Genomic DNA, 26,366 nt, shown 5'->3' on the forward strand with positions numbered 1-26,366 from the left:
CGGGTAAGGACACCAAGGTGCAGGTTGAGGCAGACAAGCAACCCGAGAAGAAACCGGACGCCGAAAGCAAGCCCGTGATCCCGGGTAAGGACGCCAAGGTGCAGGTTGACCCTGGCAAGCAACCGGCGGTGATGCCGCAAGTCAGGATCCTGCCAAGAGTTCTTGATAAGGATTTGAACGTATCGTCTGACACTGCTGTTCGGGTGAATGTTGACGTCCATGTGAACAATTGTCACTGCCCTGCGCCCTCTCGGCCAACGGTTCCTGGGGTTGATGTAAGCGTGATACCTGATGCGCAGCCCAAGCCTGCGGTGGTACCTGGTGCGGATGGGCGAGTGAAGCCTGGTTTGGATTCCAAGTCTGTGGTGGTGCCGGGTACCGACGGTCGAGTGAAGACTGATTCGACCGCCAAGCCTGTAGTGGTACCTGGTACAGAAGGTCGAGTGACGCCTGGTTTGGAGCCCAAGCCAGCGGTGGTGCCCGGTATCGACGGTCGAATTAAACCTAGTGTAGTTCTTCCGCCTATCCCGGGTGTGGTACCGGATAAGCCGGTGCCAGATACCGATCTGACTGCTCCAGGCCCAGAGTGTGGTCCAGGTGAAATGAGTTGGACTCGGAATTTTTATCGCCGCCGATAGTTCTTCTCTCGATCCTGTAAACCTCAAATTAAGATATTAAATTCAATCAGTTGCTTCTCCGGTCTAATGCCGGCCGGAGGAGCACTTTGTGCGAGAAAAATTATGTCCGTTTTAAGCGTTAATAGTGCTTCTAACGTCATGTGTGATTGTTCAGCAAGGAGTAGGGATGCTTTTGATTTTGTCGCTGAGCGACCTCTGATACGCATGGCAGGTGTAAGTAGGTTGTCCAGTAATCCCCCTGTAAATAATAACCTCTCGGAGGTGAATGGCTCTTTAGTCAGTCAGAGCGTTGAACTTAATAATATTATTTCAATGCTCAAGTCTTTTTTGAATCAGATATCGACCCTGTTGGCTGGATGGAAAGAGGAAAAACCTGTCAATGTGGATGTTGTTCCAGAGCCGGTCATGCCTAAGGTCAATCCTATGCCTGTGGTACCCAGGCCTGAGACGAGTCCGGCGCATATTTCTGGGTTGTCGAACAAGCGCAATGGTGCAAAGGCTGATGATATCTGGGGCGGTTTTCGACAAGGGCCTGATGGCAATTGTGTGACGGTATCGGCGATCAAGGCCGCCATGCATAAGTTTGGGCAAAGCCCTACTGATATATATAAGCGTGTCAATGAAACCGCACGCGGTTATGAGGTCACGATGCGAGACGGCTTTAACTTGACCTTGAGCAAGCCGGAGTTGGCGCAGGCGTCAGAGGCCGCGAATTTTTTTGGACGAGATAGAGGCATGCTCAAGGATGCTCAATTCCTGTTTGCCGTCAGTTGCAAGCGTGCACAGATCGAGAATAACGATGGCCGGGCGGCAAGAAGTTTCACCGCAGCCATACAGACGCTCAATAACGGTGAAGATGAGTGGGGCGCTGGAGAGGGGTTTCTCCGTCTGGGGTTGAAAAAGTACATGAAAAGAGTCCCAGTCAGTACGTTGGCAAAAGGGCAAGTAGGAATGGTTAATCGGGCTCTTCATTCAGTTGCAGTCATTGATGGAAAAGAGGAGTTGTGGGGACGCAAAGGAAACGCGCCATGGTATGGGGAGGCAATGGCGTTGATGGGGTGATTGGTACTTCGGTTGTGTGTTTGAAGGTTGCTATAGGCTTGTAAGATATAATAATAAGAAAGTGTGTTGTTATCCTGCGCAGGTTTTTTGCTCGCTGTGTCTTTTGTTTTTTAATGTCGGTGATTCATCGTTTTTAAATGATGCCTTAGTTGGCGCTTTTTTAATATCATTATCATTGAGGTGTTACCATGAATGTGGGTATGCGTTATCAATCATTTTTTGAAGGCTGTAGGTCGAGTCATGAACCCATCCATGGCTTTTCCACTGGCGCCCTTACAACGACTAGTGGTGAAAAACCCACGGATATCCTGAATGCATTTACAGCGACCCAGCGTGGCTTTGGTGAAAATTTTGACAATAGCACGCATGCCGCGGTCATCAAGTTGATGATGATGACGTTTGGACAAAGTCCGCATGACATGTTTGATGAGGTCAAGGCATCAGGTGATGGGTATGACATTACAATGAAAGATGAATTCAAGGTTCATGTGTCCCATGAGGAGTTAAAGCTGGTTGCAAAGGTTTCTCGGTTTTCCGGAAATGACAGTTCGGCCGTAATGGATGCCAACTTTGCACTGGCAGTTTATACCAAGCGCAAACAGATTTCAGACGGGCAGGGTAGTTTCGAAAAGGTCTTGTTGAAGACGCTTGAAGGTGAGACGACGCAAAATTGCCTGCGAGGCATGGGTATGATGGGGCTTGCTCAGTTTGTACCTGCAACTGATATGGCCGCTAATGGTGCGCTGGGTATAGTGGAGACGCATAATTTTGGTTCGGCTTTTGTCATGGATAATGCCCAGCACAGTTATGGTGAAAGAAAGAGAGTTGATAAACGCTACGGTTATATGTTGTTCAATGATAAAAAAACACCTGATACAGCACCTGGGACATTTACTAAAAATATCCTGCATTTATCCAGTGTGCCGCTAGGGGTCAGGCCTGCGGATATATGGGGTGGCTTTTATCAGGGGGCCGAAGGCAACTGTGTCACGGTTTCGGCGATCAAGGCGGCGATGGTGAGATTTGGGCAAAGTCCGGAAAGTATCTATAAAAAAATCTCTGCCACCGCCGACGGTTATGAAATCGTGATGAGAGATTCTTTCAAGTTGAGCGTGACTCACGAAGAGTTGAAGAAAGCCCGCGAGGCGTCCAACTTGAAAGGCTCCGATCAGGCGCTGCTGGATGATGCCAATTTCTTGTACGCCGTGAGTGCCAAGCGGGCACAGCTGGAGAATAACGACGGCCGTGGGAACCAGAGTTATGAGGTCGCCATCCAGACCCTGAATGATGGTGAGTATCCAGGAGCAGCGCTACGCAGGCTTGGGCTGTCTGCCTATGTCCGTGAAAGTACAGTTAAAGAGTTGGTCGAGGGCGCCATTGGCACCCTGGCCAATACCCATCACTCAGTGGTGGTCATTGACGGGATGTTGGACGTGTATGGGCAAAAGCGCAGCCTGGCTCCATCGGACTGGCAGGGTTACTTCCTGCGGGCGTTGAAATTGGTGTAATGCAGGGCTCAAGGCCGGGGGGGTATCCGGGTATTTTCACGTTTGCGTCCCTGGCCTCAATAATTGCATGAATGCTTCCAGAGGCAATGGCCGGCTGTGCAGATAGCCTTGATACAGGTGGCAACCCAACCCTTGCAGGAATGCCAATTGCTCGAGTGTTTCCACGCCTTCGGCTATTACCTCAAGGTTGAGGCTGCGCGCCATGGCCACGATAGCGCGGATGATCTCGGCGTCGTTCGGGTCGTGGGTGGCGTCCCGCACAAATGACTGATCGATCTTCAAGGCATCTACCGGCAGGCGCTTGAGGTAAGTCAATGAAGAGTAACCGGTGCCGAAATCGTCCATGGCAAAGCTGACCCCAAGTTTTTTCAGGCGGCGCATTTTGCTGATCGTGTCTTCCAGGTTCTGGATCACGATGCCTTCGGTGATTTCCAGTTTCAGCAGGGTGAAGGGCAATTGGTGCTGTTTCAGGCTGCGCTCCACCCGTTCGACAAAGTCGTTCTGGCGAAACTGCCGGGGGCTGATATTGACGCATAGGCTAAAGCCCAGTGGCTGCACCAGGCCTTCGGCTATCAGTCGGGCAAACGCGCCGCAGGCTTCGTCGAGGATCCAGGTGCCGACTTCGAGAATCAACCCACTGTCTTCCAGGACCTTGATGAACTCTGCCGGTGATTGGGCGCCTAGTTGTGGGTGCTGCCAGCGCACCAGTGCCTCGGCGCCGACAATGCGATTGCCCCGGGCATCGACCTGAGGCTGGTAATGCACACTGAACTCGCCCCGCGACAACGCCAGGCGCAGGTCCGTTTCCATGCGCAAGCGTTCGCTGGCTGTGCGTTGCATGCTGTTATGAAACATCTGCGTGGTGTTGCGCCCCGAATCCTTGGCCCGATACAGGGCAATATCCGCGCGCTTGAGCAAGTCCGCCGGCGTCGAGCCATGGTCGGGAATCAACGCCACGCCGATACTCGGAGTGACCTGCAAGCGATGGCCGTCGAGAAACATCGGTTCGGACAGCAATTCGCGCAGGGTATCGGACAGCAGTTGCACCTGTTTGCTGACCTCTGCCCGCGAACCTTCCAGGCCACTGAGCAGCACCACGAACTCATCGCCGCCCAGGCGTGCGACGGTGTCCTCCATACGCACGCTGGCCTCCAGGCGTGCGGTGACAATTTTCAGCACGGTATCGCCCACCGGGTGCCCGAGGGAGTCGTTGATGTGCTTGAAGTGGTCCAGGTCGAGGAACAGCAGGGCACCGCGCAGGCTGTGGCGTTTGAGCAGGGCGATCTGCTGGCTCAGGCGGTCCATCAGCAATGCGCGGTTGGGCAGGTTGGTCAGTGGATCGTGATACGCCAGGTGACGGATCTGCGCTTGCGCACTTTTCAGCAGGCTGACATCCCGCGCGGTCAGCAGCAGGCACGGCATTTCATTGAGGGTAATGGGCTCCACCGACACTTCCACTGCCAGCAACTCGCCGCGCTTGTTGTGCCAGAGCATGTCCAGGTGATGGATGCGGCCCTTGATCTGCAATTCGGCCAGCAGCGCGGCACGCTGGTTTTCATCGGCCCAGATGCCGATCTGGTACAGCGTCAGGCCAATGGCCTCTTCGGCGCGGTAGCCGGTCAAGCGACAAAAGCCGTCATTGACCTCCACGTAGCGCCCGGTATCGCGCTCGGTAATGGACACCGCGTCGGGGCTTGAGTGGAAGGCCTTGGCGAATTTCTCCTCGCTGGCCTTGAGCGCCGCCTCGGAACGCTGTTGTTGGGTGATATCGCGCAGGGTGGTGACCACGCAGGGCTGGTTGCCGACCTTGATCAACCGGCTGGAAATCATGCAAGTCAGGCGCTGGCCATTCTTGTGGTGGACGATGATCGCCACGTTGTTCAGCGCTTGCTCGCGGATCACCTGCTCGATGCGTTGCAGGCGCTGGGTGGGTTCATCCCACAGGTCGATTTGTTCGGCGGTGTGGTTGATGGCTTCGGCGGCGGTCCAGCCAAAGGTCTGGGTGAAGCTGGGGTTGATTTCGATGAATTCGCCGCTGGAAAGGTGCGTGACGCAGATCGGGTCGGGGCTGGCGAGGAACAGGCTGGCGAACTTCTCTTCAGAGGCGCTCAGGCGCTGTTCGCGTTCCACCTGGTCGGTGATATCGAGCAAAGTGCCCGCCATGCGCACCGGTGCGCCTTGCGCGTCACGGTAGAGGCGGGCACGGCTTTCCAGGTAGCGTGAGCTGCCATCTTCCAGTTGCACGCGGTACGTCAGCTGGTAATTGCCGGCCGGGCCTTCACGCAGGGTGCGATAGGCGTCGCGCATGCTGGCGCGTTCTTCATCGGGCATACCTTCAAAAAAGGCATCGAAGGACTCATGGAACGGGTGCGGCTCCAGGCCGTGCAACTGTGCCGCCCGGGCTGAGCCATAGAGCATGCCGCTGGGGATGTGCCAGTCCCAGGTGCCCAGTTGGGCCGAGTCCAGGGCCAGGTCCAGGCGTTCCTGGCTGTCCTTGAGGGCCTGCTCGGCATTTTTGCGCTCAGTGGTGTCGAGAAAGGTGCTGATCAGGTAGGCCTGGCCGTCGAGTTCGACTTTTTGCGCGCTCAAGGTGCCGTCATGGATTTGCCCGTTGCTGGCGCGAAATTGCACCTCCATGGTGATGGGTTCGCCCTTGCGCTGGGTCGCCTTGACCAGCAAGGCCCGTTGCTCCGGATGCACCCACAGCCCCAGGTCCAGGGTGGTGCGACCAATGGCATCGGCCACCGGCCAGCCGAACAGGCTTTCAAAATACTCGTTGGCCTCACTGATCAGGCCGTCCTCCTGGCGAGTCAGCAGGACCATGTTCGGGCACAGGTGAAACAGTGTGGCGAAGCGTTTTTCCGAGTGAGCGAGGGCATGTTCGCGCTCGCGCTGCTGGGTGGTTTCGCGAATCACCCCGATCATGCGGCGGCGCCCGGATGCGTCCGGCAGCAGGCTGCCGTTGACTTCCAACCAGTGCAGGCTGCCATCCGGCCACTGGATGCGGTGATGCATGGCTTGCTCGAAGGGGGCTCCCGCCAGGACGGCGTGAAATGCCCGTATCACACGGCCACGGTCCTCGGCGGCCAACAGCTCAAGGTAGTCCAGGTCCTTGGGCAGCGGCTGGCGTGGATCGAAACCGAACAGCGCCTGGGTGCCCCGCGACCAACTGATCCGCCCACTGTCGATGTCCCAGCTCCAGGCGCCCAGCCGTGCGGCATTGAGCGCCGCCAATAGTTGCGGGGCATTTTCCCAGTTTTGCTCCGCCTGCTGGGGGTCCAGGGCGTGGATGCGTGGCAGCGGCGGCAAGGGATCGACGGGGTTGGGCATTATCAAGGGGCCTTGGCTCGATGGGCATTCGGCGCGGGAGCAGGATCTACAGGCCGCACGGCCTCATGCCGGCATCCCTGCCAGATCGACCTGTGCATCCAACAGGCTCATGAAAGCCCGCGCAGCGTTCGACAGCGTCCTTTCGGTGTGCACGATATAGCCTAGCTGGCGACTGAGCTGTATGCCCGGTAAAGCGATGCTGGCCACTTGATCATCGAGCATGGTGCGTGGCAATACACTCCAGGCCAGGCCGATGGAAACCATCATCTTGATGGTTTCCAGGTAGTTGGTGCTCATGGCGATGTTTGGCGTCAGGCCCTGGGTTTCGAACAGGCGGTGCACGATATGGTGGGTAAAAGTATTGCCACCGGGGAAAACTGCCGGATGCAGGGCGATGTCGGCCAGGCTGACTGTGCCGTTATTGGCCAGACTATGTTCGGGCGCCACCACGAAATCCAGAGGGTCGTCCCACACCGGCGTGGCCCGCACCAGGGTGTGCGGTTCTGGCGCCAGGGTGATGACGGCCACTTCGGCACGGCCATGGAGGATTTCCTCGTAGGCGACTTCCGAATCCAGGAACTGAATATCCAGGGCTACGTTCGGGTATTCCCGGGTAAACGTGCGTAATACCGGCGGTAGGCGGTGCAGGCCGATGTGATGGCTGGTGGCTAGAGTGAGCCGCCCGCTGACTTCGCCGGTCAGGTTGGTCAGGGCGCGACGGGTGTCGTCCAGCACATTGAGGATCTGATAGGCGCGGGGCAACAGGGCGCGCCCAGCCTCGGTCAGGCCGACTTCACGGCCCAGCCGGTCGAACAGGCGCACCTTCAATTGCTGCTCCAGCCCCGCAATACGCTTGCTGATTGCCGGTTGTGTCAGGTGCAGCCGTTCGCCGGCACCGGAGAAGCTGCCGGTCTCGGCGATGGCTATAAAAGCATTGAGGTTGGCCAGGTCCATGGTGGTATTCCAGTAGGTTATCCAAAGCATGAAAAATATGAATTTGAGTTATTTAATGTAACGCCATAGCATCAGCCTCACAAGCCAAAGGGTTATTGAATCGTTCAACGCCCAGGGCATAGAAAGACGCTGATGAGGACCGACTGATGGCCGGCAAAACGCTTTACGACAAACTCTGGGATTCCCATGAAGTGAAACGGCGCGATGATGGGTCGTCGCTGATCTACATCGACCGTCACATCATCCATGAAGTGACCTCGCCCCAAGCGTTCGAAGGCCTGCGACTGGCTGGGCGCAAGCCTTGGCGCGTCGACTCGATCATCGCCACCCCGGACCACAACGTGCCGACCACGCCGGAGCGCAAGGGCGGTATTGATGCGATCGTCGACACCGTGTCGCGCCTTCAGGTGCAGACCCTCGACGACTATTGCGACGAGTACGGCATCACCGAATTCAAGATGAATGACGTGCGCCAGGGCATCGTCCACGTGATCGGTCCGGAGCAGGGCGCGACCTTGCCGGGCATGACCGTGGTCTGCGGCGACTCCCATACCTCGACCCACGGCGCGTTCGGTGCCCTGGCCCACGGTATCGGCACCTCCGAGGTGGAACATGTATTCGCCACCCAGTGCCTGGTCGCGAAAAAAATGAAGAACATGCTGGTGCTGGTCGAAGGCACCTTGCCGTTTGGTGTGACCGCCAAGGACATCGTCCTCGCAGTAATCGGCAAGATCGGCACCGCTGGCGGCAACGGCCATGCCATCGAGTTTGCCGGCAGCGCCATTCGCGACCTGTCCATCGAAGGCCGCATGACCATCTGCAACATGTCCATCGAAGCCGGTGCCCGCGTGGGCATGGTGGCGGCGGATGAAAAAACCGTGGAGTACGTCAAGGGGCGTCCGTTTGCACCGCAAGGCGCCGATTGGGATGCCGCCGTGGAGGCCTGGAAAGACCTGGTGTCCGACAAGGATGCGGTGTTCGACACCGTGGTCGAGCTCGACGCCGCCCAGATCAAGCCGCAAGTCAGCTGGGGCACCTCGCCGGAAATGGTCCTGGCCGTTGATCAAAACGTGCCGGACCCGGCCAAGGAAACCGACCTGGTCAAGCGCGGCTCCATCGAGCGCGCATTGAAGTACATGGGCTTGAAAGCCAACCAGGCGATCACCGACATCCAGTTGGACCGCGTGTTTATCGGCTCCTGCACCAACTCACGGATCGAAGACCTGCGCGCTGCGGCAGTTATCGCCAAGGGCCGCAAAGTTGCCTCGACCATCAAGCAAGCCATCGTGGTGCCAGGTTCGGGCCTGGTGAAGGCTCAGGCTGAAGCCGAGGGCCTGGACAAGATCTTCCTCGAAGCCGGTTTTGAATGGCGCGAGCCGGGCTGCTCCATGTGCCTGGCGATGAACCCGGACCGCCTGGAGTCCGGTGAGCATTGCGCGTCCACCTCCAACCGTAACTTCGAAGGGCGTCAGGGCGCCGGTGGCCGTACCCACCTGGTCAGCCCGGCCATGGCCGCTGCGGCTGCCGTCAACGGTCGTTTCATCGACGTTCGCGAATTGATCTGAGGAATACCCGATGAGAGCTTTTACCCAACACACAGGTCTTGTCGCACCGTTGGATCGTGCCAACGTGGACACCGACCAGATCATCCCCAAGCAGTTCTTGAAGTCGATCAAGCGCACCGGTTTTGGCCCGAACCTGTTCGACGAGTGGCGCTACCTGGACGTGGGCTACGCCTACCAGGACAACTCCAAGCGCCCGCTGAACAAAGACTTCGTGCTCAATGCCGAGCGTTACCAGGGCGCCAGTGTCTTGCTGGCCCGGGAAAACTTCGGTTGCGGCTCCAGCCGTGAACACGCGCCGTGGGCCCTGGAAGAATATGGCTTTCGCAGCATCATCGCGCCGAGCTATGCCGACATCTTCTTCAACAACAGCTTCAAGAACGGCTTGTTGCCGATCATCCTGACCGACGAAGAAGTCGATGAGTTGTTTCAGCAGGTGGAGGCCGATGTCGGCTACCAGTTGACCGTCGACCTCGCGGCACAGACCGTGACCCGCCCGGATGGCAAGGTGTATCACTTTGAAGTGGATGCTTTCCGTAAACACTGCTTGATCAACGGCCTGGACGATATCGGCCTGACCTTGCAGGACGGCGATGCCATCGCGGCGTTTGAAACCAAGCACCGGGCTAGCCAGCCTTGGTTGTTTCGTGATGCCTGATTTGCGGTAAGCCGTGCGGGCCCCATCGCGGGCAAGCCCGCTCCCACATTTTGATCTGTGAACACGGTCAAGTGTGGGAGCTGGCTTGCCTGCGATAGCGCCAGTACTAACACCACAAAACCCAAGGAAAACCACCGCCATGACCACCACCGCCCACACCCAAGTCGTGCAAAAACAATTCGGTGAACAGGCCTCGGCCTACCTGAGCAGTGCCGTGCACGCCCAAGGTACCGAATTCGCACTGCTGCAGGCCGAACTAGCCGGGCAGGGCGCGGCACGCCTGCTGGACCTGGGGTGCGGTGCCGGTCACGTGAGTTTCCACGTAGCGCCGCTGGTCAAGGAAGTGGTGGCCTACGACCTGTCGCAGCAGATGCTCGATGTGGTTGCCGCCGCTGCCACAGACCGTGGCCTGGACAACATCCGCACCGTCCACGGCGCCGCCGAGCGCCTGCCGTTCGCCGATGGCGAGTTCGATTTCGTGTTCAGCCGCTACTCGGCCCACCACTGGAGCGACCTGGGCCTGGCCCTGCGCGAAGTGCGCCGGGTGCTCAAGCCGGGCGGCGTGGCGGCGTTCGTCGATGTCTTGTCACCGGGTAGCCCGCTGTTGGACACTTACCTGCAAACCGTCGAAGTGCTGCGCGACACTAGCCACGTGCGCGATTATTCCTGCGGTGAGTGGATGCGCCAGCTCAGCGAAGCCGGCCTGCATGTGCGCAACAGCAGCCGCCAACGCCTGCGCCTGGAATACACCTCGTGGGTCGAGCGCATGCGCACGCCAGAGGTATTGCGTGCAGCAATCCTTGAGCTGCAAAAGGCGATGGGCCAGGAAGTCCGCGATTATTTCGAGATTCAAGCCGACGGCACCTTCAGCACCGATGTGCTGGTGGTCTGGGCCGAACGCTAATAATTTTCCCGACCTGCCTGTGGGCGGGCCGCTTGATGAAATGAGGAACCCATGAGCAAGCAGATTCTGATTCTCCCTGGCGACGGTATTGGTCCGGAAATCATGGCCGAAGCGGTCAAGGTCCTGGAATTGGCCAACACCAAGTACAGCCTGGGCTTTGAATTGAGCCACGACGTGATCGGCGGTGCCGCCATCGACAAGCATGGCGTACCGCTGGCCGACGAAACCCTGGACCGCGCCCGTGCCGCCGATGCCGTGCTGCTCGGCGCCGTGGGTGGGCCGAAATGGGACAAGATCGAGCGTGATATCCGCCCTGAACGCGGCCTGCTGAAAATCCGCGCGCAACTGGGCCTGTTCGGCAACCTGCGTCCGGCGATTCTCTATCCGCAACTGGCCGACGCGTCGAGCCTCAAGCCGGAAGTGGTGGCGGGCCTGGATATCCTGATCGTGCGCGAGCTGACCGGCGGTATCTACTTTGGCTCGCCACGTGGTGTGCGTGAGTTGGAAAATGGCGAGCGCCAGGCCTACGACACCCTGCCATACAGCGAGAGCGAAATCCGCCGTATCGCCCGGGTCGGTTTCGACATGGCCCGTGTGCGCGGCAAGAAGGTCTGCTCGGTGGATAAGGCCAACGTGCTGGCCTCCAGCCAACTGTGGCGCGAGATCGTCGAAGAAGTGGCCAAGGATTACCCGGATGTCGAACTGAGCCACATGTACGTCGACAACGCCGCCATGCAACTGGTGCGGGCGCCCAAGCAGTTCGATGTGATCGTCACCGACAACCTGTTCGGCGATATCCTGTCCGACCAGGCTTCGATGCTCACCGGTTCCATCGGCATGCTGCCGTCGGCGTCCCTGGACACCAACAACAAGGGGATGTACGAGCCCTGCCACGGTTCGGCGCCGGACATCGCGGGCCAGGGCATTGCCAACCCGCTGGCGACCATTTTGTCGGTGTCGATGATGCTGCGTTATAGCTTCAACCTGGCGGATGCGGCGGATGCCATCGAGCAGGCCGTGAGCCTGGTGCTGGACCAGGGCCTGCGTACTGGCGACATCTGGTCACAGGGTTGCACCAAGGCCTCGACGCAGGAAATGGGCGACGCAGTAGTCGCCGCGCTGCGGAATCTGTAATCTCTCGGGCCCGCTGGCAGTTGTTGCTGTCAGGCGGCCCACTTTTTAACAAGGTGTAGTTGCGATGAAACGTGTAGGTCTGATCGGTTGGCGCGGGATGGTCGGTTCCGTGCTCATGCAGCGGATGCTGGAAGAGCAGGATTTCGATCTTATTGAGCCGGTGTTTTTCACCACTTCGAATGTCGGTGGCCAAGGGCCGTCCGTGGGCAAGGATATCGCCCCGCTCAAGGACGCCTACAACATTGAAGAGCTCAAGACCCTCGACGTCATTCTGACCTGCCAGGGCGGCGACTACACCAGCGAAGTCTTCCCCAAGCTGCGTGAAGCCGGCTGGCAGGGCTACTGGATCGACGCTGCGTCCAGCCTGCGCATGCAGGACGACGCAGTGATCGTCCTCGACCCGGTCAACCGCAAGGTCATCGACCAGCAACTGGATGCCGGTACCAAGAACTACATCGGTGGCAACTGCACCGTCAGCCTGATGCTGATGGGCCTGGGTGGCCTGTTCGAAGCCGGGCTGGTGGAGTGGATGAGCGCCATGACCTATCAGGCGGCCTCCGGTGCCGGCGCGCAGAACATGCGTGAGTTGATCAAGCAGATGGGCGCGACCCACGCGGCCGTCGCCGATCAACTGGCCGACCCGGCCAGCGCGATCCTCGACATCGACCGCCGTGTGGCCGAGGCCATGCGCAGTGACGCCTACCCGACCGAGAACTTCGGCGTGCCATTGGCCGGTAGCCTGATCCCGTGGATCGACAAGGAACTGCCGAACGGCCAGAGCCGTGAAGAGTGGAAGGCCCAGGCCGAGACCAACAAGATTCTTGGCCGCTTCAAGAGCCCGATCCCGGTGGACGGCATCTGCGTGCGCATCGGCGCAATGCGCTGCCACAGCCAGGCGCTGACCATCAAGCTCAACAAAGATGTACCGATCGCCGATATCGAAGGGCTGATCAGCCAGCACAACCCTTGGGTCAAGCTGGTGCCGAACAACCGCGATATCAGCATGCAGGAGCTGAGCCCGACCAAGGTCACTGGCACCCTGAATGTACCGGTGGGGCGTCTGCGCAAGCTGAACATGGGCACCCAGTACCTGGGCGCCTTCACCGTGGGTGACCAACTGCTGTGGGGCGCGGCCGAACCACTGCGTCGGATGTTGCGGATCCTGCTGGAGCGTTGATCGCTTTTTGGTGTTGAACAAACCCGCGTTCTGGTGACAGGCGCGGGTTTTTTTATTGCTCTTTAGGGCCCTTTCGCGAGCAAGCCCGCTCCCACATTTGATTGCATTCACACATCAAAATGTGGGAGCGGGCTTGCTCGCGAAAGGGCCATCAGCCACACCACAAAACCTGGGTTAATTGCCTCACCCCCAGCCACCCGGTAAAGTGCCGCTCCCCCCGCAATGCCCGAGGCAGCCCCCATGACCCAGACCTTTGATATCGCCGTGATCGGCGCCACCGGCACGGTTGGCGAAACCCTGGTGCAGATCCTCGAAGAGCTGGACTTCCCGGTCGGCACCCTGCACCTGCTGGCCAGCAGCGAGTCGGCCGGTGCCTCGGTGCCGTTTCGTGGCAAGAATGTGCGGGTGCGGGAAGTCGATGAGTTCGATTTCAGCAAGGTACAACTGGCGTTTTTCGCGGCAGGTCCTGCGGTCACCTTGAGTTTCGCCCCGCGCGCCACTGCGGCCGGCTGCTCGTTGATTGACCTGTCCGGCGCGCTATCGGCCGAACAGGCACCCCAGGTGGTGCCGGAAGCCAATGCCCAGGTACTGGACGGTTTGAAAAAGCCCTTCCAGCTCGCCAGCCCAAGCCCTTGCGCGACTCACCTGGCGGTGGTCCTTGCGCCGCTGCGCGGCCTGCTGGATATCCAGCGTGTCAGCGTCACCGCCAATCTGGCGGTATCTGCCCAAGGCCGTGAAGCCGTCAGCGAGTTGGCCCGGCAAACCGCCGAGCTGCTGAATGTGCGGCCCCTGGAGCCCAAGTTCTTTGATCGGCAGATGGCGTTCAACCTGCTGGCCCAGGTCGGCACGCCCGATGCCCAGGGCCATACCAACCTGGAAAAGCGCCTGGCCCACGAGTTGCGCACACTGCTTGAATTACCGTTACTGAAAATTTCCGCGACGTGTGTTCAAGCTCCAGTGTTTTTTGGCGATAGCCTGAGCGTGTCCCTGCAACTGGCGGCTGCTGTGGACCTTGGTGCAGTCAATCGCGTGTTGGAGGCAGCACCGGGCATCGAGCTGGTGGAAGAGGGCGATTACCCTACAGCTGTTGGGGATGCGGTCGGTCAGGACGTGGTCTATGTGGGCCGGGTGCGTGCCGGCATTGACGACCCGGCGGAACTAAACTTGTGGCTGACGTCAGATAACGTACGTAAAGGCGCCGCACTTAACGCGGTGCAGCTGGCACAGTTGTTGATAAAACACCTTGTGTAAAAGATACTTGGCGGCAATTTGTAGATTGATTCTAGCTAAGCGCTATGCTTGGCCCCATGCAGGAAAAGTTGTGCGTCGGTGACCTATCGGCTCGCGATGCCGAATGGCAGCGGTACCCAACCTTCTCGCAGGCCGAGGAGTGTTCAAACAAAGGAAGAGGCTATGGTTCAAGTTCGCAAACTGGTGTTAGCAATAGCGGCCGCCTCGGCGCTGTCCTCCGGTATGGCGCAAGCCCTGCAACTTGGGGAGATGACCCTCAAGTCGAAGTTGAACCAGCCGTTGTCGGTGGAGATCGAGTTGCTCGACGTGGGTGGGCTGACAGCCTCCGATATCGTGCCTAGCCTCGCGTCTTCCCAGGCCTTTGTGGATGCGGGTGTCGATCGCCAGGCGTTCCTTGATGAACTGACCTTTACCCCTGTGCTCAACAGCAGTGGCCGCAGTGTGGTTCGCGTGACTTCCAGTAAGCCGTTGCCCGATTCCTACGTGCGCTTCCTGTTGCAGGTGCAATGGCCCAACGGCCGATTGATGCGTGACTACAGCGTATTGCTGGACCCGGCCAAGTTCGAGCAAAAGGCCCCGCAGGACAGTGCCCCGGCACCGCGTCTTGCCGCGCCGGCTGCCACCAGCGTCAGCAAGGCTGCTGAACACACCACGACTTCTCGCGACACGCTATGGGAAATCGCTGCGAAAAACCGCAATGGCGGCTCGATCCAGCAGACCATGCTGGCGATCCAGGCCTTGAACCCGGGGGCCTTTGTCGACGGCAATATCAACCGCATGAAGACTGGTCAGGTGCTGCGTCTGCCAGACCCGGTCCAGAGCACCAGCCTGCCGCAACCCCAGGCGATTGCCGAAGTGACTGCGCAGAATGCGGCCTGGCGTCAGGGCCGTCGCGGTGCCACCAATCAGGCGGCGGGGCGCCAGCAACTGGACGCCACCAAACGCACCCAGGCCGGCGCAGCGCCGTCGCAGACTGCCGCCAAGGACAACCTGAGCCTGGTCTCGGCCGAGGCCGCCAAGGCCGGTGTCAAAGGCGCTGCAGGCGATAGCAAAGCCTTGAACAACAAACTGGCGGTAACCCAGGAAAGCCTGGACTCGACCCGCCGCGAAAACGAAGAGCTGAAAAGCCGCATGACTGACCTGCAAAGTCAGTTGGACAAGCTGCAGCGGCTGATCGAACTCAAGAATAATCAACTGGCCAAGTTGCAGGCCGAAGGCGGCACCCCGGCGCAGCCTGCGGTCATGCCTGCCGAGCTGGCTACGGTGCCGGCTACACCTGCAGCACCCGCGCCGGCAGCCGAAGCGCCAGTGGTTGCACCAGTGGAAAAACCGGCAGAGCCGGCAGAAGTTGCCAGCACCGAAGGTAAATTCAATGAGCTGCTGACCAACCCTATCGTCCTCGGGGTGATCGGTGGCGCCGCCGGCCTGTTGGTGCTGCTGCTCCTGCTGCTGTGGGCGCGTCATCGCAATGCGCGCCTGGAAGAAGAGAAACACCTGCGCATGGCACGGGCGCTGGCCGAGGAGCCAGAGTTCTCCTCGAACCTTGAGCAGGACATGCCGTCGGACAGTTTCGAAGGCCTTGAAGTCCCGGCGGCAAGCGTCACGCTGGCTCCAGCTCCAGCTCCAGCTCCAGCTCCAGCTCCAGCTCCAGTTGCCGTGGCCCCTGTGGTTGCACCTGCGACCAGCATGGCACCTCCAAGCAAGCCGATCATTGAGCCCGGCTCCGCCGACGCCCTGGCGCAGGCCCAATCCCATCTGGATCGTGGCCACTTGAACCAGGCAGCCGCGGTGCTGGAAGAGGCTATCAAGTTGGAGCCCAAGCGCAGCGATCTGCGCCTCAAACTGTTGGAAGTCTACGGCCAGCAGGGCGACAAGGATGGTTTCGTGAGCCAGGAGCGCCAACTGGTTGCCAATGGCGAGAACCATGCCCAGGTCGAGTTGTTGAAAAATCGCTACCCGGCCATGGCCGTGCTGGCTGCGGGCGTCAGTGCGGCGGTCGCCGCTGCTGCGCTGGACGCACAGTACGTCAAGGATCTGCTCCAGGAGGAGCCGGCGCCTGCCGCCGCGCCTGAGGCTGATACGTTCGACACCGACTTCGACCTGAGCCTGGATGATCTGGAAGCCGCGTCGCCGGCAGTGGTCGCGCCCGAGGTCGATGACCTGAGCTTCGAGTCGGTGTTGCAGCAACAGACCGAAGCCAAGGCCAGCGAAGACGATCTATCGGACTTTGACCTCGACTTGCAGTTGGATGCGCCAGCTTCCCAGTCCGACGATGATTTCCTCTCTGGCCTGGAAGAGCAGATGAAGGACCTGCCGCCGGTCGAGCCACCTACCTTGACACCGGCCGCGCTGGACGATTTTGACTTGCCGGAAGACTTCGACCTGTCCCTGGCTGACGAGTCCGCGCCAGCGGACAAGCCGGACGCCTTCGCCTCGGAGCTCGACGATGTCAACGCCGAGCTGGAACGTCTGTCGCAGAGCCTGGAAAGCCCGTCGATCGAGCCGAGCTTCACCGCAGAAGATGCCGCCAAGGGCGACGATGAGCCGGAGTTCGACTTCCTGTCGGGCACCGATGAAGTCGCCACCAAGCTCGACCTGGCGCAGGCCTATATCGACATGGGCGATGCGGATGGCGCGCGCGACATCCTTTCCGAAGTCCTCACCGAAGGCGATGAAAAACAACGGGGTGAAGCCAAGGAAATGCTCAGTAACCTGGCCTAAAGCCATCGCGCAACCCCTGTAGGAGCGAGCTTGCTCGCGAAGGTCGTCAACGATAACGCGCCCATCCTGGATGATCGCGGCGCTCTTGGGTTTTTCGCGAGCAAGCTCGCTCCTACAAAAAGCTTCAAGCCATATATAATGGCTGCCTTTGCGCAACTCATCAGGCTCTCAGCTCTTGGCAAATATAGATAACGCGGCCGCCGAAATGGCGGCCGCCGGCTTTTTCAGAATCGCCCTGGGCGTGGAATACAAAGGCTCGCGCTATCGCGGCTGGCAGCGCCAGGCCTCTGGCGTGCCGACCGTGCAGGAAACCCTGGAGAAGGCCCTGTCGAAGGTCGCCGACTCCCCGGTTTCATTGATGTGTGCCGGGCGCACCGACGCGGGCGTGCATGCCTGTGGGCAAGTGGTGCATTTTGACACCCAGGCCGAGCGTTCGCTGAAGGCATGGGTCATGGGCGCCAATATCAATCTGCCCCACGATGTCAGCGTCAGTTGGGCCAAGGTCATGCCGGCGCACTTCCATGCACGGTTCAAGGCTATCGCCCGGCGTTACCGCTATGTGATCTACAACGATCAGATCCGTCCGGCGCACTTGAACGAAGAAATCACCTGGAACCATCGCCCGTTGGACGCCGAGCGTATGGCCGAAGCGGCCCAGCACCTGGTGGGAGTCCACGATTTCAGTGCGTTCCGGGCCGGCCAGTGCCAGGCCAAGTCGCCGATCAAGGAAGTCCATCACCTGCGCGTGACGCGCCACGGCAAGATGATTGTCCTGGATATCCGCGCCGGTGCGTTCCTGCACCATATGGTGCGCAATATCGCCGGGGTGTTGATGACCATTGGCACTGGCGAGCGCCCGGTGGAGTGGGCCAGGGAGGTGTTGGAGAGCCGGGTCCGGCGTACTGGAGGGGTCACGGCACACCCGTTCGGCCTGTATCTGGTGGATGTGGAGTACCGCGATGAGTTCGAACTGCCGCAGCGTTTCATCGGGCCACACTTCCTCACAGGTTTCACTGAACTTGGCGGCTGACGCCCGGAAAAGCATTTGTTACCATCCGGGACTTTCCTGGACAGCCCCCTGAGGTTTTGACGATATGTCAGGCGTTCGCAGCAAGATTTGCGGGATTACCCGCATGGAAGACGCGCTGGCGGCAGTCGAGGCGGGGGCTGACGCCATCGGTTTTGTGTTTTATGCCAAAAGCCCGCGGGCGGTGACGGTGCAGCAGGCCCGGGCGATCATTGCCGGTTTGCCGCCATTCGTGACCACCGTGGGGCTGTTCGTCAACGCCAGCGCCTGTGAGCTCAACGAAACCCTGGATGCCGTGCCGCTGGACCTGTTGCAGTTCCATGGCGACGAATCGCCGGAGGAGTGCGCTGGTTACCATCGCCCGTATATCAAGGCGTTGCGGGTCAAGGCGGGTGACGATATCGCTGCCAGTTGCGCCGCCTACGCCGGGGCCAGCGGGATTTTGCTCGATGCCTATGTCGAGGGCATTCCTGGTGGGACGGGCGAGGCCTTTGACTGGTCGCTGATTCCCCAGGGCTTGAGCAAGCCGATCATCCTGGCGGGTGGCTTGTCTGCCGACAATGTGGCCCAGGCCATTGCCCAGGTGCGTCCCTATGCAGTGGACGTCAGCGGCGGGGTGGAGCAAGGCAAGGGCATCAAGGATTCAGGCAAGATTCGCGCATTCATGCAAGCCGTGCGCAGCAGCAGTGGCGCGATGTGACGGCTGGCAGTCTGCCGCCGTCAGTAACTACCACTGTGTAAAACAGGCCGGCGTTGCCCTCGGGCGGCGCCAATGAAGTGGCAGCCACGCACTGGCGGGTTGTCTGGAAGGCTGAGGGCAGGTGCAGGAAATGGCTGGTCGAACGTCTGACCCCGTCCTGCAGGTGTCATCGCCACATCAATGAATTTAGCTCAAGGGCATACGCGGGGCTGTGTTCAAGCCACCGGTACTGGAGAAAGAAAGCATGAGCAACTGGTTAGTAGACAAACTGATCCCCTCGATCATGCGTTCCGAGGTGAAAAAAAGCTCGGTCCCTGAAGGTCTGTGGCACAAGTGCCCATCCTGCGACGCGGTGTTGTACCGCCCGGAGCTGGAAAAGACCCTGGACGTTTGCCCCAAGTGCAACCACCACATGCGTATCGGCGCCCGCGCCCGTATCGACATTTTCCTCGACGCCGATGGCCGTGCCGAACTGGGTGCTGACCTGGAGCCGGTGGACCGTCTCAAGTTCCGCGACGGCAAGAAGTACAAGGACCGCCTGACCGCTGCGCAAAAGCAGACCGGTGAAAAAGACGCGTTGATCTCCATCAGCGGCAAGCTGCTGGGCATGCCGGTGGTGGTGTCCGCGTTTGAGTTTTCCTTCATGGGTGGCTCCATGGGTGCCATTGTCGGTGAGCGTTTTGTACGTGCCGCCAACTACGCCCTGGAAAACCGTTGCCCGATGATCTGCTTCGCCGCCTCCGGTGGTGCGCGGATGCAGGAAGCGCTGATCTCGCTGATGCAAATGGCCAAGACCTCTGCGGTACTGGCGCGTCTGCGTGAAGAAGGTATCCCGTTCATCTCCGTGCTGACCGATCCGGTCTACGGCGGCGTTTCCGCCAGCCTGGCGATGCTGGGCGACGTGATTGTTGCCGAACCCAAGGCGCTGATCGGTTTTGCCGGCCCGCGCGTGATCGAGCAGACCGTGCGTGAAAAACTGCCGGAAGGCTTCCAGCGCAGCGAGTTCCTGCTGGAGCACGGCGCCATCGACATGATCATCGCCCGTTCCGAGCTGCGTCCGCGCCTGGGCAACCTGCTGGCACAGATGATGGACCTGCCGACGCCTGAGTACGTTGCCGCACCTGTCGAGCCAATCGTGGTACCACCGGTGCCTGCAAACCTATGACCCAACGAACCCTGGGCGAATGGCTCGCCTACCTTGAGCAGTTGCATCCGTCAGCCATCGACATGGGCCTGGAGCGCTCGCAACAGGTAGCGGCCCGCCTTGGGTTGGGTCGACCTGCGCCGCGGGTGATCACGGTCACCGGCACCAACGGCAAGGGTTCTACCTGCGCCTTTGTCGCCGCGTTGCTGCAGGCCCAGGGCTTGAAGGTTGGCGTCTACAGCTCGCCACACTTGCTGCGTTACAACGAGCGCGTGCAACTCAACGGTGTCGAAGCCACCGATGAGCAGTTGTGTGAAGCCTTTGCGGCGCTGGATGCCGGGCGTGGTGAAACGTCCCTGACCTATTTCGAGATGGGCACCCTGGCCGCGTTCTGGCTGTTCGAGCGTGAACAGCTGGATGCGGTGGTGCTGGAAGTCGGCCTGGGCGGGCGCCTGGACACGGTCAATGTGGTGGATGCCGACCTTGCGTTGGTCACTAGCATTGGCGTGGATCACGTTGATTACCTGGGCGATACCCGCGAATCCGTGGCCTATGAAAAGGCCGGGATCTTTCGCCAGGGCAAGCCGGCGTTGTGCGGTGACCTGGATCCGCCACAGACCTTGCTGGACAAGGTGCGCGAACTGGATTGCCCGTTTTTCCTGCGGGGCCGGGACTTCTCCCTGGAAGTGGCTGACGATCAATGGTCGTGGCGCGGTGTCGATGCGCGGGGCCAGGGTGTCGAGCTGCACGGCCTGCCGCTGCTGAACCTGCCCATGGAAAACGCTGCACTCGCCCTGCAGGCTTACCTGTTGTTGGATCTGCCGTGGAATGCCGGGCAGATTGCCGATACCTTGCAGCGTACCCAGGTGGTCGGGCGCCTCGATCGTCGTTCGTTCGAATGGCAAGGCAAGCGCTTGAACCTGTTGCTGGATGTCGGGCATAACCCGCATGCTGCGCAGTACCTGGCGCGTCGTTTGGTGCGTCAAGCGCCAGCGGGTCGGCGCCTGGCGGTGTTCGGCCTGTTGTCGGACAAGGATCTGGACGGTGTGGTCGCGCCGTTGTTGGGTAATGTGCAGTCCTGGGCGGTCGCCCCGTTGGATACGCCTCGCACCCGCACGGCTGATGAGGTGCAGGTGGTGTTGCAGAACCTTGGGGCGACGGTGACGTCCCATGCAAGCGTGAGCGCTGCATTGGAGGCTCAATGCGCGGTGGCAACGGCCGAGGACGAGATTCTGTTGTTCGGATCATTTTATTGTGTTGCCGAGGCGCTTGAATGGTTGGCCCGGCGCTCCACGGAGGAAGCTGCACATGGCATTACTGGATAGCGCATACAAGCAGCGAATGGTCGGAGCCCTGGTGCTGGTGGCATTGGCGGTGATTTTCCTGCCGATGCTGTTTTCTCGCCAGGACGAGCAGCGCCAGGTCACGGTTGAGGCCCCGGCTGCACCCCAGGCCCCGGTGATGCCGCAGGTTCAGGTCGAGCCAGTGGTGGTGCCTGAGCCGCAGGCGTTGCCCGAGGAGGAGCCGGTGCCGACTGACGCTGAGATTGCCCAGCAGCAGGCGCCCACGGCGCCGATTCAGCCCAGCGTTCCCGTGGTGAAGCCTGCGCCAGTCGTGGCTGCCAAGCCTGCGGCGCCTGCTCCGACGCCAAAACCTGTCGCGCCGCAGCCTGCTGCGCCAGGCAAGCCGGATGTCGGTCAAAGCCGTATTGATCCCAATGGCCTGCCGATCAGTTGGTCGGTCCAGCTTGCCAGCCTGTCCAATCGCGAGAGTGCCGAAGCTTTGCAGAAAACCCTGCGTAGCCAAGGTTATAACGCCTATATCCGTACTGCCGATGGCAAGAATCGGGTGTTTGTCGGGCCGCTGATCGAGCGCGCCGAAGCGGATCGCCTGCGTGACTTGCTGGGTCGCCAACAGAATCTGAAGGGTTTTGTGGTGCGCTTTCAGCCAGAACGCGGCTGATTCTGGCGATACCCTCAAGATGTGTGTGCAGGCTTGTGTGGGAGCGGGCTTGCCCGCGATGACGGTGCATCAGTCGATATTAGCGTTGACTGACACGCCGCTATCGCGGGCAAGCCCGCTCCCACATTGGTTTTTGCCTGTCTTGAGATGGCCGCAGTCTGCCACAACCCATTGATTTGCAATGGACCGCTAATCACCGCTTACCGATAGCCCGGCGCTCTGCTAAAATGCGCCGCCTTATCCGTCTGTAGGCTGCACTGTGCTATTTACCTGGGTTGATTGGGCGATCATAGCCATCATCGCCATCTCCGCATTGATCAGTCTAAGCCGCGGCTTCGTCAAAGAAGCATTGTCGCTGCTGACCTGGATCGTTGCAGGAGTCGTCGCCTGGATGTTCGGCGGATCCTTGGCCGTTTACCTGGCCGGCTACATCGAAACACCTTCGGCTCGTGTCATCGCGGGCTGCGCCATCATGTTCATCGCCACGCTGCTGGTGGGGGCAATGGTCAATTATCTTATCGGCGAATTGATACGTGTCACCGGCCTCTCCGGGACCGATCGATTTCTCGGCATGGCCTTCGGTGCCGCGCGTGGCGCGTTGCTGGTGGTCATTGCGGTCGGGCTGTTGAGCCTGGGCCCGGTACAGCAGGATGCATGGTGGCAGGAGTCGAGTCTCGTGCCAAAATTTCTATTGGTTGCAGATTGGTCCAAGAACCTCATATTGGGGTGGAGCAGTCAGTGGCTGGCCAGCGGAATCAGCGTACCCGCTGATCTTCCGTTCAAGGAACACCTCTTGCCGGGCAACGCGCCGCAGTAAGCAGGGTTCAGTCAAGATTCATTAAGTAGGGGTTGCGTCGCATGTGTGGCATCGTCGGTATCGTCGGTAAGTCGAACGTCAATCAGGCGCTGTATGACGCGCTAACCGTCCTCCAGCACCGCGGCCAGGACGCTGCCGGTATTGTGACCAGCCACGACGGCCGGTTATTCCTGCGCAAGGACAATGGCCTGGTGCGTGACGTGTTCCATCAGCGTCACATGCAGCGCCTCGTCGGGCACATGGGCATTGGTCATGTGCGTTATCCGACGGCTGGTAGCTCGACTTCGGCCGAAGCTCAACCGTTTTACGTCAACTCGCCTTACGGTATTACCCTGGCGCACAACGGCAACCTGACCAATGTTGAGCAACTGGCCAAGGAGATTTACGAATCTGACCTGCGCCATGTCAACACCAATTCCGACTCGGAAGTGCTGCTCAACGTGTTCGCCCACGAACTGGCCCAGCGCGGCAAGTTGCAACCTACCGAAGAAGACGTGTTCGCCGCAGTGACTGACGTGCACAATCGCTGCGTCGGTGGCTACGCGGTCGTGGCCATGATCACCGGCTACGGGATTGTTGGTTTCCGCGATCCCCATGGCATTCGTCCTATCGTGTTCGGCCAGCGTCATACCGACGAAGGCGTCGAGTACATGATCGCTTCCGAAAGCGTGTCCCTGGATGTGCTGGGCTTTACCCTGGTCCGCGACCTGGCCCCGGGCGAGGCGGTGTACATCACGGAAGACGGCAAGCTCCATACCCGTCAGTGCGCGGTCAACCCGAAACTCACCCCGTGCATCTTCGAACACGTCTACCTGGCGCGTCCGGATTCGATCATCGACGGTGTCTCGGTGTACAAGGCGCGTCTGCGCATGGGTGAGAAGCTCGCCGAGAAAATCCTGCGCGAGCGTCCGGAGCACGACATCGACGTGGTGATCCCTATCCCGGACACCAGCCGCACCGCGGCGCTGGAGTTGGCCACCCGCCTGGGCGTCAAGTTCCGCGAAGGTTTCGTCAAGAACCGCTACATTGGCCGCACCTTCATCATGCCGGGCCAGGCAGCGCGCAAGAAGTCGGTCCGCCAGAAGCTCAATGCCATTGAGCTGGAATTCCGCGGCAAGAACGTGATGCTGGTGGATGACTCCATCGTGCGCGGCACCACCTGCAAGCAGATCATCCAGATGGCTCGCGAAGCCGGGGCGAAGAACGTGTATTTCTGTTCCGCCGCACCAGCCGTGCGTTACCCGAACGTGTACGGCATCGACATGCCGAGCGCCCACGAACTGATTGCCCACAATCGTTCGACCCAGGATGTGGCTGATCTGATCGGTGCTGATTGGCTGATCTATCAGGATCTTCCTGACTTGATCGAAGCGGTGGGTGGCGGCAAGATCAAGATCGAGCAGTTCGATTGTGCGGTCTTCGATGGCAAGTACGTGACGGGTGACGTCGACGAGGCTTACCTGAACAAGATCGAGCAGGCGCGCAACGACTCCTCGAAGATCAAGACCCAGGCGGTCAGCGCGATCATCGATCTGTACAACAACTGAGTAACTACCGGCCCTGAGGGGCCGGTTTTGTATCTTAAATAAAGAATTGAGTGAAGGAGTGGCAGCATGAGTCAGGAATGGGATGCCGGTCGGCTGGACAGCGACCTCGATGGCGTGGCTTTCGATACCCTGGCTGTGCGCGCCGGCCAGCACCGCACGCCGGAAGGTGAGCACGGTGAGCCGATGTTCTTCACCTCCAGCTACGTGTTCCGTACCGCAGCCGACGCGGCGGCCCGCTTTGCTGGTGAAGTGCCGGGCAATGTCTATTCCCGTTATACCAACCCGACCGTGCGCGCCTTCGAAGAGCGTATTGCGGCGTTGGAAGGGGCAGAGCAGGCTGTCGCCACGGCTACCGGCATGGCGGCCATTCTCGCCGTGGTCATGAGTCTGTGCAGTGCCGGCGATCACGTGTTGGTGTCGCGTAGCGTGTTTGGTTCGACCATCAGTTTGTTCGAGAAGTACTTCAAGCGTTTTGGTATTGAAGTCGACTACGTGCCGCTGGCGGATCTTTCCGGTTGGGACGCAGCAATCAAGGCCAATACCAAATTGCTGTTCGTCGAATCACCGTCCAACCCATTGGCAGAGCTGGTGGACATCGCCGCCCTCGCCGAAGTGGCGCACGCCAAGGGTGCGATGCTGGTGGTGGATAACTGCTTCTGCACGCCAGCCCTGCAGCAGCCACTGAAGCTGGGCGCAGACATCGTGGTGCATTCGGCCACCAAGTTCATCGATGGCCAGGGCCGTTGCATGGGGGGCGTGGTTGCCGGCCGTGGCGAGCAGATGAAGGAAGTCGTGGGCTTCTTGCGCACTGCTGGCCCGACCCTGAGCCCGTTCAATGCATGGGTTTTCCTCAAGGGCCTGGAAACCCTGAGCCTGCGGATGAAGGCTCATTGCGCCAACGCCCAGGCCCTGGCGCAATGGCTGGAGCAGCAGGACGGAATCGAAAAGGTTCACTACGCCGGTTTGAAGAGTCATCCGCAACATGAACTGGCCCAGCGTCAGCAGCGTGGGTTTGGTGCAGTGGTCAGTTTCGAGGTCAAGGGTGGCAAGGAGGGTGCATGGCGCTTTATCGATGCCACACGCCTGATTTCCATCACCGCCAACCTGGGTGATAGCAAAACCACCATTACCCATCCAGGCACCACTTCCCATGGTCGCCTTACCCCGCAGGAGCGTGAAGCGGCCGGTATCCGTGACAGCCTGATCCGCGTTGCAGTGGGCCTGGAAGACGTGACTGACTTGCAGGCTGACCTGGCTCGCGGGCTGGCTGCCTTGTGATCGAGTGGTCCCTGGAGGCGGCTGGCGCCAGTAATGGTCGAGTCGCGCTGGTGACAGGCGCGGCTCGGGGCATCGGCCTGGGGATCGCGGCCTGGTTGATCAGCGAAGGCTGGCAGGTGGTGTTGGCCGATCTGGATCGCGAGCGGGGCGCCAAGGTGTCCAAAGTACTGGGCGATAACGCCTGGTTTATCACCATGGACGTGGCCGACGAGCAGCAGGTGGCCCTTGGGGTGGCTGAAGTGCTTGGCCAGTTCGGGCGCCTGGATGCGTTGGTGTGCAATGCCGCTGTGGCCGATCCGCGCAATATCACGCTGGACAGCCTGGACCTGGCTTACTGGAACCGGGTATTGGCGGTGAACCTCAGCGGGCCGATGCTGCTGGCCAAGCATTGCGCGCCTTATCTGCGCGCTCATGGCGGTTCTATCGTCAACCTGGCCTCGACTCGGGCTCGGCAGTCGGAGCCGGACACCGAGGCCTACGCGGCAAGCAAGGGCGGCCTGTTGGCCCTGACCCATGCGCTGGCCATCAGCCTGGGGCCGGAGGTTCGGGTCAACGCTGTCAGTCCTGGTTGGATTGATGCCCGTGATCCCGCAGCGCGCCGCGCAGAGCCGTTGAGTGACGCCGATCATGCGCAGCATCCTGCGGGCCGGGTTGGGACGGTAGAGGATGTGGCGGCCATGGTGGCGTGGCTGCTGTCGCGCAGCGCTGGGTTTGTGACAGGGCAAGAGTTCGTAGTGGATGGCGGCATGAGCAAGAAGATGGTCTATGAGCCGTGAAGGGGCAGCTGCAAGCTGTAAGCTGCAAGTGAAAGCGGATTTTCGGTGGCTTCTGACTTGCAGCTTGAAGCTTGCAACTTACAGCTGTTTTTGAAAAAAACTCAATCCTGCTATTGACTTAGGTCCGCTACCTGCGTAAATTTCGCGGCCTCAACGAAGCAAAGGGTGATTAGCTCAGCTGGGAGAGCATCTGCCTTACAAGCAGAGGGTCGGCGG

Annotated in this window: 20 protein-coding genes and 1 pseudogene; 19 read left to right on the forward strand and 2 right to left on the reverse strand. The window is 60.0% G+C overall.

Annotated elements, in window-relative coordinates:
- From KL786_RS23635 to KL786_RS23645, 3 genes and pseudogenes are all read left to right on the forward strand, one after another.
- Nucleotides 1-638: pseudogene (locus tag KL786_RS23635) on the forward strand (hypothetical protein); the annotation flags it as partial.
- Nucleotides 639-860: 222 nt separating this feature from the next.
- Nucleotides 861-1,700 carry a hypothetical protein gene (locus KL786_RS23640; RefSeq protein WP_252193837.1) on the forward strand — a complete coding sequence of 280 codons (840 nt, stop codon included), beginning with the start codon at nt 861-863 and terminating at the stop codon, nt 1,698-1,700.
- A gap of 188 nt (nt 1,701-1,888) precedes the next feature.
- On the forward strand, nt 1,889-3,208 hold the full coding sequence (locus KL786_RS23645; protein WP_215519155.1) for a hypothetical protein: 1,320 nt from the start codon (nt 1,889-1,891) through the stop codon (nt 3,206-3,208).
- Nucleotides 3,209-3,244: 36 nt separating this feature from the next.
- Here KL786_RS23645 and KL786_RS23650 read toward each other — a convergent pair whose 3' ends face one another.
- Together KL786_RS23650 and KL786_RS23655 are read right to left on the reverse strand one after the other, a co-directional pair.
- Nucleotides 3,245-6,538, reverse strand: coding sequence for an EAL domain-containing protein (locus KL786_RS23650; RefSeq protein ID WP_215519156.1), 3,294 nt, complete (start codon nt 6,536-6,538; stop codon nt 3,245-3,247).
- A gap of 63 nt (nt 6,539-6,601) precedes the next feature.
- A complete protein-coding gene (locus KL786_RS23655; RefSeq protein ID WP_215519157.1) occupies nt 6,602-7,492 on the reverse strand; it encodes a LysR family transcriptional regulator in 891 nt (296 codons plus the stop codon).
- 146 nt (nt 7,493-7,638) lie between these two features.
- On the opposite strand from KL786_RS23655, the gene leuC reads away from it, so the two are divergent.
- The 16 genes from leuC (at nt 7,639) to KL786_RS23735 (ending at nt 26,150) form a co-directional block, all read left to right on the forward strand.
- Nucleotides 7,639-9,057, forward strand: a complete 1,419-nt coding sequence (gene leuC / locus KL786_RS23660) for a 3-isopropylmalate dehydratase large subunit (RefSeq protein WP_215519158.1) — start codon at nt 7,639-7,641, stop codon at nt 9,055-9,057.
- Between the two features lie 10 nt (nt 9,058-9,067).
- Nucleotides 9,068-9,712 (forward strand): 3-isopropylmalate dehydratase small subunit, encoded by a 645-nt coding sequence (gene leuD / locus KL786_RS23665; protein WP_032859461.1) that lies wholly within the window; start codon nt 9,068-9,070, stop codon nt 9,710-9,712.
- A 139-nt stretch (nt 9,713-9,851) separates the two neighbouring features.
- A complete protein-coding gene (locus KL786_RS23670) occupies nt 9,852-10,616 on the forward strand; it encodes a class I SAM-dependent methyltransferase (RefSeq protein ID WP_215519159.1) in 765 nt (254 codons plus the stop codon).
- Nucleotides 10,617-10,667: 51 nt separating this feature from the next.
- Nucleotides 10,668-11,750 (forward strand): 3-isopropylmalate dehydrogenase, encoded by a 1,083-nt coding sequence (gene leuB / locus KL786_RS23675; RefSeq protein ID WP_154843560.1) that lies wholly within the window; start codon nt 10,668-10,670, stop codon nt 11,748-11,750.
- Nucleotides 11,751-11,814: 64 nt separating this feature from the next.
- Nucleotides 11,815-12,927 carry an aspartate-semialdehyde dehydrogenase gene (gene asd / locus KL786_RS23680; protein WP_032859466.1) on the forward strand — a complete coding sequence of 371 codons (1,113 nt, stop codon included), beginning with the start codon at nt 11,815-11,817 and terminating at the stop codon, nt 12,925-12,927.
- Nucleotides 12,928-13,167: 240 nt separating this feature from the next.
- Nucleotides 13,168-14,178, forward strand: a complete 1,011-nt coding sequence (locus KL786_RS23685; protein ID WP_215519160.1) for an aspartate-semialdehyde dehydrogenase — start codon at nt 13,168-13,170, stop codon at nt 14,176-14,178.
- 162 nt (nt 14,179-14,340) lie between these two features.
- A complete protein-coding gene (locus KL786_RS23690; protein ID WP_215519161.1) occupies nt 14,341-16,899 on the forward strand; it encodes a FimV/HubP family polar landmark protein in 2,559 nt (852 codons plus the stop codon).
- Between the two features lie 205 nt (nt 16,900-17,104).
- Nucleotides 17,105-17,929 carry a tRNA pseudouridine(38-40) synthase TruA gene (truA, locus tag KL786_RS23695; protein ID WP_215519167.1) on the forward strand — a complete coding sequence of 275 codons (825 nt, stop codon included), beginning with the start codon at nt 17,105-17,107 and terminating at the stop codon, nt 17,927-17,929.
- Nucleotides 17,930-17,993: 64 nt separating this feature from the next.
- A complete protein-coding gene (locus KL786_RS23700) occupies nt 17,994-18,626 on the forward strand; it encodes a phosphoribosylanthranilate isomerase (protein ID WP_032859474.1) in 633 nt (210 codons plus the stop codon).
- Between the two features lie 244 nt (nt 18,627-18,870).
- The gene (accD, locus tag KL786_RS23705; protein WP_032859684.1) at nt 18,871-19,791 is read left to right on the forward strand and encodes an acetyl-CoA carboxylase, carboxyltransferase subunit beta; all 921 of its coding nucleotides are present in this window, start codon (nt 18,871-18,873) and stop codon (nt 19,789-19,791) included.
- Nucleotides 19,788-21,095: a bifunctional tetrahydrofolate synthase/dihydrofolate synthase gene (gene folC / locus KL786_RS23710; protein ID WP_032859476.1), complete on the forward strand. Its 1,308-nt coding sequence runs from the start codon at nt 19,788-19,790 to the stop codon at nt 21,093-21,095. The genes accD and folC overlap by 4 nt, the downstream gene beginning before the upstream one ends.
- Nucleotides 21,079-21,732, forward strand: coding sequence for an SPOR domain-containing protein (locus tag KL786_RS23715; RefSeq protein WP_215519162.1), 654 nt, complete (start codon nt 21,079-21,081; stop codon nt 21,730-21,732). The genes folC and KL786_RS23715 overlap by 17 nt, the downstream gene beginning before the upstream one ends.
- Before the next feature lie 259 nt (nt 21,733-21,991).
- Nucleotides 21,992-22,549, forward strand: a complete 558-nt coding sequence (locus KL786_RS23720; RefSeq protein WP_215519163.1) for a CvpA family protein — start codon at nt 21,992-21,994, stop codon at nt 22,547-22,549.
- Nucleotides 22,550-22,590: 41 nt separating this feature from the next.
- Nucleotides 22,591-24,096 (forward strand): amidophosphoribosyltransferase, encoded by a 1,506-nt coding sequence (gene purF / locus KL786_RS23725; RefSeq protein WP_032859480.1) that lies wholly within the window; start codon nt 22,591-22,593, stop codon nt 24,094-24,096.
- Between the two features lie 66 nt (nt 24,097-24,162).
- Nucleotides 24,163-25,374 (forward strand): O-succinylhomoserine sulfhydrylase, encoded by a 1,212-nt coding sequence (locus KL786_RS23730; protein WP_215519164.1) that lies wholly within the window; start codon nt 24,163-24,165, stop codon nt 25,372-25,374.
- Between the two features lie 11 nt (nt 25,375-25,385).
- Nucleotides 25,386-26,150, forward strand: a complete 765-nt coding sequence (locus KL786_RS23735; RefSeq protein WP_032859686.1) for an SDR family oxidoreductase — start codon at nt 25,386-25,388, stop codon at nt 26,148-26,150.
- Nucleotides 26,151-26,366: the final 216 nt, after the last annotated feature.

This window comes from Pseudomonas sp. TAE6080 (assembly GCF_018732265.1).
GTDB lineage: Bacteria > Pseudomonadota > Gammaproteobacteria > Pseudomonadales > Pseudomonadaceae > Aquipseudomonas > Aquipseudomonas brenneri.

What these genes read in the sequence shown, in the direction of transcription:
- folC (WP_032859476.1), top strand. Translation starts at nt 19,788, where the DNA reads ATGACCCAACGAACCCTGGGCGAATGGCTCGCCTACCTTGAGCAGTTG.
- KL786_RS23650 (WP_215519156.1), bottom strand. Translation starts at nt 6,538, where the DNA reads ATGCCCAACCCCGTCGATCCCTTGCCGCCGCTGCCACGCATCCACGCC.
- KL786_RS23655 (WP_215519157.1), bottom strand. Translation starts at nt 7,492, where the DNA reads ATGGACCTGGCCAACCTCAATGCTTTTATAGCCATCGCCGAGACCGGC.
- KL786_RS23730 (WP_215519164.1), top strand. Translation starts at nt 24,163, where the DNA reads ATGAGTCAGGAATGGGATGCCGGTCGGCTGGACAGCGACCTCGATGGC.
- KL786_RS23700 (WP_032859474.1), top strand. Translation starts at nt 17,994, where the DNA reads ATGTCAGGCGTTCGCAGCAAGATTTGCGGGATTACCCGCATGGAAGAC.
- purF (WP_032859480.1), top strand. Translation starts at nt 22,591, where the DNA reads ATGTGTGGCATCGTCGGTATCGTCGGTAAGTCGAACGTCAATCAGGCG.
- asd (WP_032859466.1), top strand. Translation starts at nt 11,815, where the DNA reads ATGAAACGTGTAGGTCTGATCGGTTGGCGCGGGATGGTCGGTTCCGTG.
- KL786_RS23670 (WP_215519159.1), top strand. Translation starts at nt 9,852, where the DNA reads ATGACCACCACCGCCCACACCCAAGTCGTGCAAAAACAATTCGGTGAA.
- accD (WP_032859684.1), top strand. Translation starts at nt 18,871, where the DNA reads ATGAGCAACTGGTTAGTAGACAAACTGATCCCCTCGATCATGCGTTCC.
- leuD (WP_032859461.1), top strand. Translation starts at nt 9,068, where the DNA reads ATGAGAGCTTTTACCCAACACACAGGTCTTGTCGCACCGTTGGATCGT.
- KL786_RS23715 (WP_215519162.1), top strand. Translation starts at nt 21,079, where the DNA reads ATGGCATTACTGGATAGCGCATACAAGCAGCGAATGGTCGGAGCCCTG.
- leuC (WP_215519158.1), top strand. Translation starts at nt 7,639, where the DNA reads ATGGCCGGCAAAACGCTTTACGACAAACTCTGGGATTCCCATGAAGTG.
- leuB (WP_154843560.1), top strand. Translation starts at nt 10,668, where the DNA reads ATGAGCAAGCAGATTCTGATTCTCCCTGGCGACGGTATTGGTCCGGAA.
- KL786_RS23645 (WP_215519155.1), top strand. Translation starts at nt 1,889, where the DNA reads ATGAATGTGGGTATGCGTTATCAATCATTTTTTGAAGGCTGTAGGTCG.
- truA (WP_215519167.1), top strand. Translation starts at nt 17,105, where the DNA reads ATGGCGGCCGCCGGCTTTTTCAGAATCGCCCTGGGCGTGGAATACAAA.
- KL786_RS23690 (WP_215519161.1), top strand. Translation starts at nt 14,341, where the DNA reads ATGGTTCAAGTTCGCAAACTGGTGTTAGCAATAGCGGCCGCCTCGGCG.
- KL786_RS23685 (WP_215519160.1), top strand. Translation starts at nt 13,168, where the DNA reads ATGACCCAGACCTTTGATATCGCCGTGATCGGCGCCACCGGCACGGTT.